This is a genomic window from Planosporangium thailandense (assembly GCF_011947195.1).
GTDB classification, from domain to species: Bacteria; Actinomycetota; Actinomycetes; order Mycobacteriales; family Micromonosporaceae; genus Planosporangium; species Planosporangium thailandense.
In genome coordinates this window covers 12,100-29,024 of sequence record NZ_JAATVY010000018.1, presented here as the reverse complement: position 1 = coordinate 29,024, position 16,925 = coordinate 12,100, and the positions used below count along the sequence as shown (strand labels likewise).

The 16,925-nt window shown below is 71.5% G+C and carries 13 protein-coding genes; 6 read left to right on the top strand and 7 right to left on the bottom strand.

Translation table 11 applies throughout. The features are described from left to right. The first annotated feature begins 4 nt into the window (after positions 1–4). The 4 genes from HC031_RS21990 (at position 5) to HC031_RS21975 (ending at position 7,440) form a co-directional block, all read left to right on the top strand. Entirely contained in the window at positions 5–2,644 is a 2,640-nt protein-coding gene (locus tag HC031_RS21990; protein WP_167927280.1) for a sensor histidine kinase, read from the top strand. 74 nt (positions 2,645–2,718) lie between these two features. Next, positions 2,719–4,671, top strand: a complete 1,953-nt coding sequence (locus tag HC031_RS21985) for an amino acid transporter (protein WP_205863074.1) — start codon at positions 2,719–2,721, stop codon at positions 4,669–4,671. A gap of 102 nt (positions 4,672–4,773) precedes the next feature. After that, positions 4,774–6,705, top strand: coding sequence for a glycoside hydrolase family 15 protein (locus tag HC031_RS21980; RefSeq protein ID WP_338090769.1), 1,932 nt, complete (start codon positions 4,774–4,776; stop codon positions 6,703–6,705). A 117-nt stretch (positions 6,706–6,822) separates the two neighbouring features. After that, positions 6,823–7,440, top strand: a complete 618-nt coding sequence (locus tag HC031_RS21975; RefSeq protein WP_167927278.1) for an Rv1733c family protein — start codon at positions 6,823–6,825, stop codon at positions 7,438–7,440. Between the two features lie 123 nt (positions 7,441–7,563). Here the strand turns inward: HC031_RS21975 and HC031_RS34470 are convergent, their stop codons facing one another. From HC031_RS34470 to HC031_RS21960, 3 genes are read right to left on the bottom strand one after another with little or no spacing between them, the layout of a single operon-like run. Next, positions 7,564–9,204, bottom strand: coding sequence for a diguanylate cyclase (locus HC031_RS34470; RefSeq protein WP_167927277.1), 1,641 nt, complete (start codon positions 9,202–9,204; stop codon positions 7,564–7,566). 53 nt (positions 9,205–9,257) lie between these two features. Beyond that, a complete protein-coding gene (locus HC031_RS21965) occupies positions 9,258–9,956 on the bottom strand; it encodes a GNAT family N-acetyltransferase (protein ID WP_167927276.1) in 699 nt (232 codons plus the stop codon). Positions 9,957–10,011: 55 nt separating this feature from the next. Continuing rightward, positions 10,012–10,455 carry an SRPBCC domain-containing protein gene (locus HC031_RS21960; protein WP_205863073.1) on the bottom strand — a complete coding sequence of 148 codons (444 nt, stop codon included), beginning with the start codon at positions 10,453–10,455 and terminating at the stop codon, positions 10,012–10,014. 218 nt (positions 10,456–10,673) lie between these two features. On the opposite strand from HC031_RS21960, the gene HC031_RS21955 reads away from it, so the two are divergent. Continuing rightward, positions 10,674–11,177: a DinB family protein gene (locus HC031_RS21955; RefSeq protein WP_167927274.1), complete on the top strand. Its 504-nt coding sequence runs from the start codon at positions 10,674–10,676 to the stop codon at positions 11,175–11,177. A gap of 19 nt (positions 11,178–11,196) precedes the next feature. Here HC031_RS21955 and HC031_RS21950 read toward each other — a convergent pair whose 3' ends face one another. Next, the gene (locus HC031_RS21950) at positions 11,197–12,042 is read right to left on the bottom strand and encodes a hypothetical protein (RefSeq protein ID WP_167927273.1); all 846 of its coding nucleotides are present in this window, start codon (positions 12,040–12,042) and stop codon (positions 11,197–11,199) included. 169 nt (positions 12,043–12,211) lie between these two features. Here HC031_RS21950 and HC031_RS21945 point away from each other — a divergent pair, with 169 nt between their 5' ends. Next, on the top strand, positions 12,212–13,522 hold the full coding sequence (locus HC031_RS21945; RefSeq protein WP_167927272.1) for an LCP family protein: 1,311 nt from the start codon (positions 12,212–12,214) through the stop codon (positions 13,520–13,522). Between the two features lie 40 nt (positions 13,523–13,562). On the opposite strand, the gene HC031_RS21940 is transcribed toward HC031_RS21945, so the two are convergent. From HC031_RS21940 to HC031_RS21930, 3 genes are all read right to left on the bottom strand, one after another. Next, positions 13,563–14,747, bottom strand: a complete 1,185-nt coding sequence (locus tag HC031_RS21940; protein WP_167927271.1) for an ROK family transcriptional regulator — start codon at positions 14,745–14,747, stop codon at positions 13,563–13,565. 24 nt (positions 14,748–14,771) lie between these two features. Continuing rightward, positions 14,772–16,043, bottom strand: a complete 1,272-nt coding sequence (locus HC031_RS21935) for a sugar ABC transporter permease (protein WP_167927270.1) — start codon at positions 16,041–16,043, stop codon at positions 14,772–14,774. A 76-nt stretch (positions 16,044–16,119) separates the two neighbouring features. Continuing rightward, positions 16,120–16,911: an ATP-binding cassette domain-containing protein gene (locus tag HC031_RS21930; RefSeq protein ID WP_167927269.1), complete on the bottom strand. Its 792-nt coding sequence runs from the start codon at positions 16,909–16,911 to the stop codon at positions 16,120–16,122. Between the last annotated feature and the right edge of the window lie 14 nt (positions 16,912–16,925).

Sequence of the window (16,925 nt, the reverse complement as noted above, 5' to 3'; positions counted from 1 at the left end):
CGTCATGGCGCGCGGACAGCTTCGCGTCTACCTCGGGGCGGCGCCCGGCGTCGGCAAGACGTACCGGATGCTCGAGGAGGGCCAGCGCCGGCGCAGCCGGGGCACCGACGTCGTCATCGGGCTGGTCGAGTCCCACGGCCGGCGGGTCATCGAAGGGCTCCTCGCGGACGGCCTGGAGATCGTGCCCCGCAAGACGGTGACCTACCGGGGCGCGGAGTTCACCGAGATGGACCTCGACGCCGTCCTCGCGCGCCGCCCGCAGGTCGCCCTGATCGACGAGCTCGCCCACACCAACGTGCCGGGCAGCGGCAACGCCAAGCGCTGGCAGGACGTCGAGCAGCTCCTCGAAGCCGGCATCACCGTGGTGACCACGCTCAACATCCAGCATCTGGAGTCGCTCAACGACGTCGTCGAGCAGATCACCGGCGTGGTGCAGCGGGAGACCATCCCCGACGAGGTCGTCCGCCGCGCCGAGCAGATCGAGCTGGTCGACATGACCCCGGAGGCGCTGCGCCGCCGTATGGTGCACGGCAACGTGTACAAGGCCGACCGCGTCGGAGCCGCGCTGAGCAACTACTTCCGGGTCGGCAACCTCACCGCGCTGCGCGAGCTCGCGCTGCTGTGGGTGGTGGACAAGGTCGACGACCAGCTCGACCGCTACCGGGCCGGCCACCACATCGACACCACCTGGGAGACGCGGGAGCGGGTGGTCGTCGCCCTCACCGGCGGCCCGGAAGGCGACACCGTCATCCGGCGCGCCGGCCGGATCGCCGCGCGAACCAAGGGCGCCGACCTGATGGCCGTACACGTCGCCCGCAGCGACGGCCTCGCCGGCGCCGACCCGGCGCACCTGGCCCGGCAGCGGGTGCTCGTCGAGGAGCTGGGCGGCACCTACCACCAGGTCGTCGGCTCGGACATCCCGACCGCGCTGCTGGACTTCGCCCGCGGCGTCAACGCCACCCAGCTCGTGCTCGGCGCCAGCCGGCGCGGCCGGCTCGCGCAGATGCTCTCGCCGGGCGTCGGCACCACCACCACGGCCGAATCCGGGCACATCGACGTGCACCTGGTCACCCACGAGGAGGCCAAGCGGGGTCGTCGCCCGGTCCGCATCACCGCCGGGCTGACCATGAGGCGCCGTCTCGCGGGCTTCGCGCTGGCCGTCGTCGGTCCGCTGCTGCTGGCCATGGTGCTGCTCCGGCTGCCGGTCCGGTACTCGCTCGCGACCGACGTCCTGTCGTTCCTGCTCGCCGTCCTCGCGGTCGCGCTCGTGGGTGGCCTCTACCCGGCGCTGCTCGCCACGGCCGCGGGGCTCCTCCTGCTCGACTGGTACTTCACGGCACCCGTCCGTTCGCTCGCGATCGACGACCGCGAGCACATGTACGCGCTGCTGGCGTTCGTGGTGGTCGCCGGCGCGGTCAGCACCGTCGTCCAGCTGGCCGCGCGCCGTACCGGTGAGGCGATCCACGCCCGCACCGAGGCCGAAACACTGTCCACGGTCGCCGGCAGCGTCCTGCGCGGTGAGCAACCGCTGCAGGCGCTGCTCAACCAGGTACGGGAGACCTTCTCCCTGGACAACGTCACGCTGCTGGAGCTGCGGCCGGACGCCCCGCTGACGCCGGAGCGGCACCACGATCCGGCCGCGTGGCGGGTCGTGGCCTCCGCCGGCGGGCCGCCGTGCACCGCACCCGGCGAAGGCGACGCCGAGGTGCCGATCGGCGCGGACCTGTCGCTCGCGCTGTGCGGCCGGGGGCTCGACGCGGCGGACCGTAGGGTCGTGGAGGCGTTCGCCGCGCAGGCCGCGCTCGCGCTGCGGCAGCAGCGGCTGGCCGAACAGGCCGCCGCCGTCGGGCCGCTCGAAGAGGTGGACCGGGTGCGCACCTCGCTGGTCAGCGCCGTCAGTCATGAGCTGCGTTCCCCGCTGGAGTCGGCCCGGGCGGCGGTACGGAGGCTGCGTGGCCGCGACGCCGAGCGCGACGCGCCGGACCGCGCCGTTCTGCTCGCCACCGCCGAGGAGTCCCTGGAACGGCTCGCCCGCCTGGTCGACAACCTGCTGGACATGAGCCGGCTGCAGGCCGGGGCGCTCGGCATGCACCCGCAGCTCGTCAGCGTCGCCGAGGTGCTGCCCCGCGCCGTCGACGACCTCGGCGAGGCCGGACACCGGCTGCGCATCGAGATCCCGGACGAGGTGCCGGACGTGTACGCCGACCCGGCCCTGCTCGAGCGGGTCCTGGTGAACCTCGTCGCCAACGCGCAGCGGTTCAGCCCGGCCGACCGGCCGCCGGTCCTCACCGTCGGTGAACACGGCGGGCAGGTCGAGGTACGGGTGACCGACCACGGGTCGGGTGTCCAGGTGGCCGACCGGGAACAGTTCTCCCCGCCGATCCAGCCGCCGGGGGAGTACGACGACGGGTCCGGCGTCGGTCTCGGGCTCGCGCTGTCGCGGGGCCTCGCGGAGGCCATGGGCGGCGACCTCAACCCCGACGTAACGCCGGGCGGCGGGATGACGATGACGTTGACCCTGCCCACGGCCGACCTCCTCGACGGTGCCGAGCCGCCGTCGGACGTGGAGATCCAGCCGGCCGACCCCGCCATCCTCGACCGGCTCGACAGCTGGTCCCGGCACGAGGCGGCGGACCGGTCGTGAGTCCGGCACCCGGTTACCCGACCCGGAGCCGGGTATCGAGCCCGCTGTAACCGGCACGACGAGCGGATCCCGCAATGGAACAGATGGTTGTCGAGGCGAAGCCGGCCGAACACCGGGCAGGCCTGCGGGGCTGGCTGCTCGACGACCTCAACGAGGGCAAGTCACCGGTCGAGGGACCGCACGCCGCCGAGGAGCCGGCGCACCGGCGCCCGTGGTGGCAGGTGATGTGCCTGACCGGCCTGGACTACTTCTCCACGCTCGGCTACCAGCCCGGCATCGCGGCGCTGGCCGCCGGCGCGCTGGCCCCGATCGCGACGCTCGTGCTCGTGGCGCTGACCCTGTTCGGTGCGCTGCCGGTGTACCGGTGGGTGGCCCGCGAGAGCCCGCACGGCCAGGGCTCCATCGTGATGCTGGAGCGGGTGCTGCCGAAATGGACCGGCAAGCTGTTCGTCCTGGCGCTGCTGGGCTTCGCGGCCACCGACTTCATCATCACGATCACCCTTTCGGCCGCGGACGCGACCGCGCACATCCTGGAGAACCCGTTCACGCCGCAGGCGCTGCGCGGCCACCAGATGGTCGTGACGCTGGTGCTGCTCGCGCTGCTCGGGGCGGTGTTCCTGCGGGGCTTCCGGGAGGCCATCACGATCGCGGTCGTGCTGGTCGGGGTCTATCTGAGCCTCAACCTCATCGTGGTCGCCGCCGCGCTGCAGGCCGTCGCCGCCCACCCGCACGTGGTGGTGGCCTGGCGGGGCCTGCTGTTCAGCGAGTACCCGACCCCGCTCGCCATGGCGGCGGTGGCGCTGCTGGTGTTTCCGAAGCTCGCGCTGGGCCTGTCCGGCTTCGAGACCGGCGTCGCGGTGATGCCGCTGATCCGCATCCGCCGCCCCGGCGACCTCGACGGCCGGATCAGAGGCGCGCACAAGCTGCTGACCACTGCGGCGGTCATCATGAGCGGGTACCTGATCGCCAGCAGCATCGTGACCACGCTGCTGATCCCACCGCGCGAGTTCGAGCCGGGCGGCCGGGCCTACGGTCGGGCCCTGGCGTACCTGGCCCACGAGCACCTGGGCAACATCTTCGGGACCGCGTACGACATCAGCACGGTGCTCATCCTGTGGTTCGCGGGCGCGTCGGCGATGGCCGGCCTGCTCAACCTCATCCCCCAGTACCTGCCCCGCTACGGCATGGCGCCGGCGTGGACCCGGGCGGTCCGGCCGCTCGTGCTGGTGCTCACGATCATCGCGTTCGCGGTGACGGCGTTCTTCGACGCCGACGTCAACCGGCAGGGCGGCGCCTACGCCACCGGTGTCCTCGTAGTGATCACGTCTGCGGCGTTCGCGGTCACCCTGTCCGTCCGCCGGCGCCGTTGGCGCAGGCTGACCATCGGGTTCGCGGTCGTGACGGTCATTCTCGTGTACACCGCGATCGCCAACATCATCCAGCGCCCCGACGGCGTGAAGATCGCGTCGCTGTTCATCGCCGGGATCATCTTCTTCTCCGTGCTGTCGCGGCTCGTGCGCGCCATGGAGCTACGGGCGACGGGTGTCGAGATGGACGACGTCGCCCGCCAGTTCATCGAGGACGCCGCGGCGTACGGCGACATCCACGTCGTCGCCAACGAACCCGACACGCGTGACGAGCGCGAGTACCGGGAGAAGGAGGCCGAGCAGCGCCGCGACAACCACATTCCCGACGACGCTCCGGTGCTGTTCGTCGAGGTCAAGGTGACCGACCCGTCGGACTTCGAGACGCCGCTGCGGGTGTACGGGGAGGAGCGGTACGGTTTCCGGATCCTGCGGCTCGAGGGACCATCGATCTCCAATGCCATCGCCGCGCTGCTGCTGTGCATACGCAACCTGACCGGGCGCAAGCCGCACGTCTACTTCAGCTGGACCGAGGGGAACCCGGTCGTCGACCTGCTGCGCTACCTGGTGTTCGGAGCTGGCGAGATCGCGCCGCTGACCCGCGAGGTGCTGCGCGAGGCCGAACACGACGTCCGGCGCCGGCCCATGGTCCACGTCGGTTGAACCGCGCGGTCACCGCCGCACTCGACGTTTGGGGCCGCCGGATTCGGTGATTGGCGAAAAGGAACTGGCCAGGCACGCTCTGCTGTCGGCAGGGGGATGCACGTGTACGAGGCCGCAGCCGACGAACTCATCGAGGCGAGACCCTTCACCCGCCGCGAAGCCGGGCTGCAGTCACCGTTCCCGCCGATCGCGGACTACGGGTTCCTGTCGGACTGCGAGACCCAGGCGCTCGTCGCGCCGAGCGGCAACGTCGAGTGGCTGTGTCTGCCCCGGATGGACTCGCCGAGCGTGTTCGCCGCGATCCTGGACCGGGACGCCGGCGGGTTCCGGCTGGGTCCGGCGGACGTGCTCGTGCCGGCCGACCGGCGGTACCTTCCGGGCACGATGGTGCTCGAGACGAGCTGGGGCACCGCCACCGGCTGGATCGTCGTGCGGGACGTGCTGCTCATCGGACCGTGGCATCACGAGCACGAGCTGTCCAAGAGTCATCGCCGGGCGCCCACCGACTACGACGCCGACCACGTGCTGCTGCGGACGGTGCGGTGCGTGTCCGGCGAGGTGCAGGTGACCATGGACTGCGAGCCGGTGTTCGACTACGGCGCGCGGCAGGTGCGCTGGTCGTACACCGATCGCGTCTACCACGAGGGCGTGGCCCGCGCCGAGGGGTCCGACCTGGAGCTGGTGCTCACCACGGACATGCGCATCGGCTTCGAGGGCGGCCGCGCCACCGCGCGGACGCTGCTCAAGGAGGGCGAAACCCGGTTCTGTGCGCTGACCTGGACCGAACACCCGCCGCCCCGCACCTACGAGGAGGCGCAGACGCGCCTGACCTGGACCGCGCACCACTGGCAGCACTGGCTGGCCCGCGGGCGCTTCCCCGACCACCGCTTCCGCAGCTACCTGGAGCGCAGTGCGCTCACCCTCAAGGGCCTCACGTTCGCCCCCACCGGAGCGCTCGCCGCCGCGGCGACCACCTCGCTTCCGGAGGAGCCCGGCGGCGAGCGCAACTGGGACTACCGGTACAGCTGGATCCGCGACGCCACGTTCGCCCTGTGGGGCCTGTACACGCTGGGCTTCGACTGGGAGGCCAACGACTTCTTCTACTTCATCGCCGACGTCGCCGAGCGCGACCAGGACCTCCAGGTCATGTACGGCGTCGGCGGCGAGCGGGAACTGACCGAGCGGGTGCTGGACTGGCTGCACGGGTACGAGGGCGCCCGTCCGGTGCGGGTCGGCAACGGCGCGTACGAGCACCGCCAGAACGACGTGTGGGGCGCGGTGCTCGACGCGGTTTACCTGCACACCAAGTCGCGCGACCGGCTCGACGAGCGGATCTGGCGGATCCTCAAACGGCAGGTGGAGAACGCGATCGTGCACTGGAAGGAGCCCGACCGGGGTATCTGGGAGGTGCGCGGCGAGCCCAAGCACTTCACCTCGTCGAAGGTGATGTGCTGGGTGGCGGTCGACCGGGGGGCCAGGCTGGCGCGCATCCGTGAGGACCACCCGCTCGCCGACCGCTGGCGGAAGATCGCCAATGAGATCCACGCCGACGTGTGCGCCCACGCCGTCGACGGTCGAGGCGTGTTCACCGCACACTACGACACCGATGCCCTGGACGCCTCGGTCCTGCTCATCCCGCTGATGGGGTTCCTGCCGCCGACCGACCCCCGGGTGCGGGCCACCGTCTTCGCCATCGCCGACGAGCTGACCGTCGACGAGATGGTGCTGCGCTACCAGCCGGGGAAGACCGACGAGGGGCTCGACGACGTGGGGGCGGAGGGTACGTTCGCGATCTGCTCGTTCTGGCTGGTGTCGGCGTTCACCATGATCGGTGAGCATCTGCGGGCGCGTAAGCTCTGCCAGAAGCTGCTGTCGTTCGCGGGCCCACTCGGCCTGTACGCCGAGGAGATCGACCCGCGCAGCGGCCGGCACCTCGGGAACTTCCCGCAGGCGTTCACCCACCTGGCTCTGATCAACGCGGTGTTCCATGTGATCGACGTCGAGCAGCGTGAGGGCGCCCCGCTGTTCCCGTGAGGATGATCCGCGGCGCGCTTTCTGCCGTACGTGTGGTTGACGTGACCGGCAACCTGGGTATCAGAGGCGGGAATTGGGTAGCCCTGTGCCAGGTGCGACGTTTCCCTGGAGATAGCCATGTCGCTGGCTGGCGGAACTTTGCGGCGGATCGGTCTCGACCACAACCCGTTGCGCCGACCCATCGACCGGGTCGAAGCCTGGATCGTGGTCGCGATCGTGCTGTCCTTCCTGTTGATCGTGCCGGCCACGGTCTGGCTGGCCGGGCGGACGGCGTACACCACCGGGCTGCACAACGAACAGGTCGAACGGCTGCACCGGTACCGGGTCCACGCCGTGCTGCTGGCCGACGCGGGCTCCGACACCGTCACCGACGCGCCGGTCCGCGGCGCGGCGCCGACCAGGACCGGGACCACCACCGGCGTACGGACCCCCGCGCGTTGGACGAGTCCGGACGGCAGCGAGCACCGGGGCGTCGTACTGGCTGACGAGCGGGCACGGGCCGGCCAGTGGGTCGCGGTGTGGGCCGACACCCACGGCGACCTCACCGATCCGCCGCAGCAGCGGGTGCAGACCTGGGTCAACAGCATCGCCGCCGGGGCCCTGGCCGGGGTCGGCGCGCTCTGCCTGGCCGGGGTGATCCGGCTGGTCGTACGCAGGACGCTCGACGCCCGCCGGATGGCGCAGTGGGAAGAGGCATGGTGGCGGTTCGAGCCACGCTGGACGGGGCGATCGTAGCCCGGCCCAAGATCCGCGCCGCAAGATCCGCGCCGCAAGATCCGCGCAAAGTGTGACTTCTTGCTGCTATGACGAGCCACGAGGCCGCAATATGTGACACCTTGTGGGCATCGTGGAGTGGGTCTATGTGGCGACCCGATCGCGGCCGCCGCGCTTGGCGCGGTAGAGGTTGGCGTCAGCGGCGTTGAACAGGTCGTGTGCGGTCACACCGGTGCGCAGGGCGGCGGCCCCGATGCTGACGCTGACGCGCAGTCCCGCGGCGAGGTGACGCAGGTCGGCGTCCCGGACGGCGGCGCGGATGCGCTCGGCGGTGCGGCGGGCGCCGTTGACGTCGGTGTGCAGGAAGACGACGAACTCGTCGCCGGCGTAGCGAACCGGGATGTCGTCGCCGCGGCAGTTGGCCCGCAGGATCGTGGCGATCTCGCGCAGGACCTGGTCGCCGACGCTGTGCGAGTACGTGTCGTTGATGGCCTTGAACTGGTCGACGTCGACGATCAACAGGACCGTCGGCACGGCGCGCTCGCCGGTGTCGAGCTCGGTCATGACCTGGTCGAAGCGGCGGCGGTTGGCGAGGCCGGTGAGCGGGTCGTGCAGCGACGCGACCTCCGCGCGCTGGCGGGCCTGTTCCTGTTCTTCGCGTTGACGGGCCTGGCGGAGCATGGCGACGCGCTGCAACCGTCGCCGCCAGAGCTGCCGGGCCTGATCGTGGATCATGGCTCGGAGGTCGCGGGTGGCGTCCTCGCCGACCTCCTGGGCGTTGAGTTCGGCCAGCTCGAACCCGACCGTGAGCCCCCAGCCGGCACTGCTGTCCGGGCCCAGCTGCTTGGCGGCGACCATCTCCCGGCGCGCGGCCGGGAGATCGCCAGTGGCCCGCAGGGCGATCCCGAGCGCCAGATGCGCCTGCCGGGCGTGGTACCAGTCGCCCGCCGCGCGCAGCGGTACCACGATGCTCGCGGCGAGGTCGAGCGTCCAGTCGACCTCGCCGAGCTTGGCCAGCGTCATCGCGTACGGGGCGCTGACCGACAGTGTCTCGGCGGTGATATCGCGGCCGGTGGGAACGTCGCACCAGCGCGCGAAGAGCTCGGCGGCGGTGCGCAGCCTTGCCCGCGCCGCCGCGTGGTCGCCGAGCTGATCCAGCCGTAGCCCCCACTCCAGCAGCATTTCCGCGTGGATCAGGTCATAGATGGCGAACGACTCCGGCCGGTCGGTCGCGGTCCACAGCTCCAAGATCTGATGGTAGGCGGCATGGGATGTCTCGTAGAGTTCGGCGTTGATGGCCGACCCCATCAGCGAGCCCAGCGAAGCCACGTACCGCTCGTTGCGCACGCTGGTCTCCTCCAGCAGCAGACCGGCCCGGGCCAGGCACTGCATCGCCTCGCTGATCTGGTCGGCGAACAGGTGCGCCCGGGCCAGGTCGGCCAGCGCCTTCGCCACGCCGATGACGGAGCCGGCGGACTCGTTGTGCCGCAACAGCCGCTCGCCGGCCGCCACCGCCTCCTGCAACCGGCCGAGATTGACATAGGCGAACATCCGGGCCTGCAGCAGGAAACCGACGGTCTTATCGTCGCCGAAGGCGCGGGCCAGCGGCTCGTAGACCTCCAGCACCGCCAGCGCCTCCTGGGCGCGGCTGGTCTGCGTCAGCGCGTGTACCTGTTCCGCCAGGGCATCCAGCGGCCCGTACGGCGACACCGGGACGGGCAGCCGGACGTCGGTCTCCGCGCCGTTGTCCACCGCCACCCCCTGCCAGCCCTGGTACGGGCGCACACTGCGCCAAACCCTTGATCGGCCGGCGGCGGCGGTACCTTAGGCCCGTCGGCTCAGGAGACCGGGACGCCGTCGAGCGGGCGCGCGCCGATGAAAGGGGTGGACCGGCGTACCCGGAAGCCCAGCGACGCGTACAGGCGGATCGCCGTGGTGTTGTCCGCGGCGGCGTGCAGGAAGGGCGTCTCGCCCCGGGCCCGGATCCCGGCCGCGATCGCGTGGATCAGCCGGGTCGCCAGGCCCTGGCCGCGGTAGGCCGGATCGGTGCAGACCGCGCTGATCTCGGTCCAGCCCGCCGGCCGCAACCGCTCGCCGGCCATGGCCGCCAGCGCTCCGTCGCGCCGGATACCGAGGTACGTGCCCATCTCGACGGTGCGGGGCAGGAACGGGCCGGGCTTCGTGCGCGCGACGAGATCCAGCATCTCCGGCACGTCCCCGGGACCGAGTTGTACGGCTTCCTCGTCGGGGGCGGCCGCTACCCCTTCGTCCACCATCTGGACCCCGTCGACGCTGAACATGGTCTGCCAGCCCGGAGGTGGCGCGGCGACCGCGCCGGTGGTCAGCGGCACCGTGTCGGGGCCGAGGAGCGCGGCGAGGTCCGCCCAGTCGGCGGCGTCCGGCACGTCCGGCACCGCCGCGAACGGTGACACATCGGACCGGTAGCGCAGGGCTCTGCCCTGTCGCTCGGCGAGGTGGGCGTGCGCGCCGGCCAGGGACCACCAGACGGGATTGTCCAGGGGGTGCGAGGTGCTCATGCTATCGGCTCCGTGATCCAACCGCGGTAATCGGTCGCACCACTGTACGTAAGGGTCAGGCGGTACTCCCGCCCCCCTCGACGAGCTGGGCCAGCCGGGCCAGCGCCATCCGCGTACCCAGCTCGTTGTCCGCGGCGGGCACGCCGTCGGGAATCCCCTCATGGACGACAGCGACGTCGGTCCCGCCGTCCGCGTCGGTGAGGGTGGTCGTCATCGTCATCGTGCCGCGGAGGGCGGGGTCCGCCGTCTCGAACTCCAGCACCTCGACCACCTGCTCGTTCGGCACGAGCCTGGCGAAGTGGCCGTGGTACGTGTCGGTGTGCGGCGAGGACTTGCCGCCGCCGGTCGGCGCGTCGTAGGTGAGCGACACGCGGAAAGCGCCACCTTCGCGCCCGTCGAATTCATGTACGTGGCTGGTCATGCCGTCCGGCACCCGCCAGTTCGCGATCGCTGCCGCGTCCAGAAGCGCCCGGTACACAGCGGGACGTGCGGCGTTCACGTGCTGAGAGACTCGCATCGAATACATCAGCGGAACCTAAATCCTGTCGGGAGCGATGTCGAACCAGTGTGCGGTCAGCGGAGTACGCGGTAGCTGATGTGGGTGACGAGCGACGCGCCCCGCCTGGCGAGGATCTGCGGCCGTAGCGGCGATCACCGCGGCGGACGCGCCGACGCTCGGCAGGCACGGTCCTGACCGGATCAGACTATGGTGTGCGGATGGAGACGCTGCCGCTCACCCCTCCGTACGGTCCGGAACTGGTCGGCACCGCTGGCGAGCGCGACGTGCTCGAGCGCTTCCTCGACTTCTACCGCAGAGTGACGGTCAGCAAGGTCTACGGCCTGCCGGACGAGGACACCAAGCGCCGGCTCGTCCCCTCGCTGACCACCCTGGCCGGCCTGCTCCGGCACCTGACCATCGTCGAACGAAACTGGTTCCAGCATGTCCTGGCGGGACGGCCGGCCACCGCGGACGGCGGGGACGGCGGCTGGTCCGTCGACGACGTGACCGTCGATGAGCTGGTCGTCGAGTACGAACAGGAGTGCGAACGCTCGCGTGCGGTCGCCGCGGGGCTGACCCTGGAGGACGTGGGCTCACACCCGGAGCTGGGCGTGGTCTCGCTGCGCTGGGTCTACGTACACATGATCGACGAGACCGCCCGCCATGCCGGTCACGCGGACATTCTCCGCGAGCTGACCGACGGGGTGACCGGCGCGGTGTGACGCACTCCGGACGGCCCGGTCAACCCGGCTCCTCCTCGAACAGGCACACGGCGGCGGTGGCGTCGTCGTGGCGCTTGTAGCGGGGCCGCACGCGGCCGTCGTGGTCGGCGGCCTCGGCCTCGCGGACCCGGCGGATCAGCTCGTGGGGCCCCTGGTCGGTGAGGACGTCGAGCAGGGCCGCCCAGTCCATCAGCGCGAACTGTTCGACGGCGGCGGACGCGCCGTCGGTGAGCAGCGCCGCTCGTCGTACCCGATCCGGGCCGTGCAAGGGCGCGGTGCCGGTGACCGCGTGGTGCGCGGCGGCCGGATCGGCGGCGGCGATCCAGTACCCGCCGGGGCGGTTGGTCAACTGCTGCCGCTTCGTGATGAACGGGCGTAGGCGCGCGGAGTACCCCGCGCTGTCGAACGAGCCGCCGCCGGCCAGCGCCTCGGCGCGTAGCGTCGCGACCGCCCGGTCGAGCCGGTCGTCGGTGAGGACCTGGACGTCGCCCCGGTCGAGGACGAGCGGGCTGTCGCACAGGAGGAGGTACTCGACGTGGTTGCCCCGGTCGGCGAGCAGGCAGACCGTGCTGGCCGGGGTGCCGGGATGCGCAAGGTCACACGTCCCGCCGTGGTCGGCGGCGACCGTGCGGATAGCGTCGGCGAGCAGGTGGGCCAGCGGTGCATCGGGCGAGCGGTCGTGGCCGCGTACGAGGTGGGCGGCCAGTTGCCGGACGTACCATGCGGGCCCGTGCGAACAGCCGCTGTCGACGTCCTCCGGTGCGGTCACCCCGTCGAGCACACCGACGAGACCGGAGACGGCGAAAGCGGTGTCCTCGTTGACCGGACGGCCGGGGGCGGGTTCGGAGCTCAGTCGAATGTGCATCGTCACCATTGTGCCGCGATGGCGGTACCGTACGCTGCCGCGGCGACCGGTCCAGGTCCGTGCCGTCGGTGGGTTTGGCCGCCTGCGATGCGGCTAGTGATGCGGTGTCCTCCGGGATGGAGGTTCCGCGTCCGAGCCGATGGGAGAGCCGATGTCGACGGGAGAGCCGATGTCGACGAATCCTTCGGGCTGGCGATCGCCGCGGGTTCCCCCGTGGCGGCCGTCGGGCGCTCCTGAAGGCCGACAGGGCTTCCCGGAGGGCGGGCCGGCACGTGCCGAGTCGCCGGCTGGCGGGCCGGCCGGGGTGGTGTACCGGTCGCGCAACGCCCGCAAGTGGAGCCGCAAGCGTCCACTGTGGGTCAGGGCGACCCTCACGTTCGGCGTCATCCTCCTGGTGCTGAGCGCCGTCACGGTGGTGGGCGGCACGTACCTGCTGGGCCGTGCCTCGCGCGGGCTGCACCTGGTGAGTCTGCTGGGGGACGCGGCGGCCAGGGACGAACACCGGCACGCCTCGATCGCCGGGCCCATCAACGTGCTGCTGCTCGGGCTCGACGAGCGGCCGGGCGGCAACACCGACGGCGTTCGCGCCGATTCGATCATCATCGTCCACATCCCGGCCGGCCACGCCAAGGCGTACCTGGTGTCGGTGCCGCGCGACGCGCTGGTCGACATCCCGGCCGACCCGAAGACCGGCTATCCCGGCGGGCGGAACAAGGTGAACGCGGCGTTCCAGTACGGCTCCCAGAACGGCGGCGGACGCGCGGGCGGCTTCGAACTGCTGGCCAGGACCGTCAAGCGGTTCACCGGTATCTCCTTCAACGGGGGAGCGATCGCCAACTTCGCCGGCTTCGAATCGCTCGTGAAGGCCCTGGGCGGGGTCGACATGTGCGTCGACGAGACGGTGACCTCCGTGCACATCGGCAGGGACGCCGAGGGCGCGTTCCGGACCCCGTACGACATCACCGACAGCGGCCCGGTACCCGTGGCCGGCGTCACGCCCCAGGTCTACCCGGTGGGCTGCCAGCATATGGCCCCCTGGCAGGCGCTGGACTACGTACGCCAGCGCGAGCTAATCCCCGACGGCGACTACGGCCGGCAACGCCACCAGCAGCAGTTCCTGCAGGCGGTCCTGAAGCAGGCGACCCGGTCGGGGCTCATCTACAACCCGGTCAAGCTCAACGCCGTACTGCGCGCCACCGGCCCGGCGCTGACGTTCGACCCGGGCGGGGTGTCGGTGGCGGAGTGGCTGTTCACGCTCAAGGGCCTGCGGTCGGACCGGACCGTGCTGGTTCGCACCAACGGCGGTGCGTTCCATACGCGGGAGGTGGACGGCCAGTCCACAGAGGTCCTGAGCGACGAGAGCCTGGACCTGTTCGACCAGGTACGGCGCGACAAGGTGGGTGCGTTCCTGGCCGCCCATCCCGACTGGGTCGCCACCGGCGCCCGGGGTGACGGACGGCGGTCGCAGGCTACGTCGTGACGGCCGGCTCGCCTGATGCGCTGTCCGGCAGGCCCGCCCGCTACCCGGCTGTGGCGTCGAGCGGGTCGGTCAGCAGCGGCTCGAACGCGACCTCGGCCGCGCCGAGCAGCGCCGCGTCGTCTCCGAGCATGGGTGTACGCAGCCGTACGTGCTCCCGGCAGACGGGCAGGGCGTTCCGGTTGAGCCTGCTGCGCACCTGCGCGGCGGCGGCGAGGTACACCTCGCGGAGGCCACCGCCGAAGATGACCATCTCCGGGTTGAAGATGTTGACCAGGTTGGCGACGCCGAACCCGAGCCAGTCGCCGACCTGGCGGATCGCGTTCTGCGCGACGGCGTCGCCCCGGGCCGCCGCGTCCACGACGGCCGTGACCAGTTCCCGGCCGTACCCGTCGCGCCCGGCGGCCCGCAGCAGGGCCGCCTCACCGACCTCGGTCTCCCAGCAGCCGCGCGCCCCGCACCCGCACTGCTTGCCGGCCGGGTTGACGACCATGTGGCCGACCTCGCCGCCGTAGCCGCCGTGCCCGGTCACCGGCCGGCCGCCGGCGATGATGCCGCCGCCGAGGCCGGCGTCGCCGTGCAGATAGACGACGTTGTCACAGCCGACCGCGGTGCCGCGGGTGTACTCGGCGAGGGCCCGCAGGTCGGCGGCGTTGCGGATGGTGACCGGGCGGTCCGGACCGAGCACCTTGGCGAGGATCTCGCCCAGCGGCTCGTCCACCCAGCCGATGTGCGGAGCGAGCCGTACGAGCCCGTCCTCGCGACGCACCATTGCTGAGACGGCCGCGCCGCTGCCGATGTAGCGGGCGCTCGCCGGCACCGACCCCTGCATGGCACGGACGGCGTCGGCGAGCGGCGCGACGACCTCGGCGGGCGGCAGCTCACCGCGGGGACGTGGGAGGTCCCGGCGGTCCAGGATCTCCCCGCCGAGCCCGACGCGCGCCGCGGTGACCCGGTCGGCCTCGATGGTGAACGCGAACACGTACGCGTTCGGCTCGGGCCGGACGACCAGTGACGGTCGCCCGGCCCGGCCGTGGTCGCGGGGCAGTTCCTCGCGCACCAGCCCGGCGGCCACCAGGTCCGCGGTGAGCGCCCCGATGGTGCTGCGGTTGAGGCCGAGGTTGGCGGTGAGCTCGGCCCGCGAGGTGGGACCGTGGAGGTGGACATAGCGCAGGAGCGCGCCCAGGTTGAGCCGCCGGATCTCGTCCTGGCTCGGTCCGGTGCGCATGATGCTCTCTGTTCCCCGCGCCACTTATCGCAGGCCGGCCGCGGCGGCCCGGCGACGGGAAAGCGCGTCCACACCGGCGGCGAGCAACAATACGGCACCGGTGAAGGCGTACTTGATCCCGGCGCTGACCCCCATCAGGCCCATGCCGTTCTCGATGACCGCCATCAGCGCGCCGCCGAGCACCGCGTCGATGACGCGTCCCTTGCCGCCGAAGAGGCTGGTGCCGCCGATGACGGCCGCGCCGACCGCGTACAGCAGCACGTTGCTGCCGCCGGTGTTCGGGTCGACCGAGTTGGCCCGGGACACGGCGATGATGCCGCCGACGGCGGCCATCGTCGAACCGATGACGAACACCGAGATCCGGATCCGGTCGACGTTGATGCCCGCGCGGCGGGCCGCTTCCCGGTTGCCGCCGACGGCGTAGATGTGCCGGCCGTACGCGGTGCGGCTCAGCACGAACGTCCAGAGCACCGCGATGACGGCGAGGATGAGCACGACGAGCGGGACCCCGCGCAGCGAGACCACGGCGGGGTTGCGACTGCGCTCCAGGTTCAGCACGTACACCGCCACGCCGCCGATCACGGCGAGCGCGCCGACCCGGAGGATGATCACCGACAGCGGCTCCGCGACGAGACCGCGCTTGATGCGGCCCGCGCGCCGGGTGAGTCGCACGGCGGCGAAGGCGACGACCGTGAGGATCAGCAGCACCCAGCTCACGGCCGGCGGGAGCTGGCCGTCGCTGTCGATGGCCTTGATGGTCGGGTCGGTGACCGAGATGTTGGTGCCGTTGTTGACCAGCAGCAGCAGGACGCCCTGGAAGGCGAGGAACCCGGCGAGGGTGACGACGAACGACGGGATGCCGACCTTGGCGACGAGCAGCCCGATGATCGTTCCGATCACCACGCCGGTGACGAGGGCGGCCAGGACGGCGACGTACCAGGGCAGGTGGTGCTCGGTGAGCAGCACCGCGAGGACGGCTCCGCAGACGCCGCTGGCGAAGCCGGCCGACAGGTCGATCTCGCCGAGCAGCAGGACGAAGACCAGGCCCATCGCGATGGCGACGACCGCGGCGCCCTGGGTGAACAGGTTGGCGAAGTTGGTCGCGCTGAAGAAGACCGGCCGGGCGATGCCGAAGCCGACACAGAGCACGACGAGCCCGAGGAGTGCCGGCAGCGCGCCCATGTCGCCGCCGCGTACCCGGGCGCCGTAGTTGCGCGCGTACGCGGCCAGCCCGGCCGGGGGCCGCTGCCCGGCGTCGACCGGCGGCTGTTCGGACGTGACGACGATGTTGCTCATGCCGCCACCTCGCTGCGCTCGGCGGCGGCATGAGGCTCACACGCGCTGAGTCTGATGATTCGCTCGCTTCGCTCGCTCATGACTGCACTCCGTTCACGGTCTCGGCGCCGGTCGGCGCCAGCCCCAGGTCACCGCTGCGGCCGGCGGTGATCAGCTCCACGACCTGGGCGTGGGTGACGTCGGTCGCCTTCACCTGGGCGGCCATCCGGCCCAGGTAGAGCGCGGCGATGCGGTCGGAGACGGCGAAGACGTCGTTCATGTTGTGTGAGATCAGGACGACCGCGTGGCCGGTGTCGGCCAGGCGGCGGACCAGTTCGAGCACCTGGGCCGTCTGCGCGACGCCGAGCGCCGCGGTGGGCTCGTCGAGGATGACGACCCGGCTGTTCCACAGCACGGCCTTGGCGATGGCGACGGTCTGGCGCTGCCCACCGGAGAGGCTGGCCACCAGTTGGCGCACCGACTTGACGGTGCGGACCGAGAGCGAGGCGAGGGTGTTGGTGGCCAACTGCTCCATCGTGATCTCGTCGAGCACGAGGCCGTTGCGGCGCTCCCGGCCGAGGAACATGTTCTGGACGATGTCGAGGTTGTCGCAGAGGGCGAGGTCCTGGTAGACGATCTCCACCCCGAGCTGCGCGGCGTCGCGCGGGGAGTGGACGGTGACCGGCTGGCCTTCGACGTAGTACTCGCCGGAGTCGATCGGGTGGATCCCGCCGATGCATTTCACCAATGTGGACTTGCCGGCGCCGTTGTCGCCGACGAGCGCGGTGACCTCGCCCGGGTAGATGGCGAAGTCGACGTCGCGCAGAACCTGCACGGGACCGAAGCTTTTGTTGATCCCGCGCACTTCCAACAGGGGGGTGGCCGCCACGCCGGTTCCCTTCC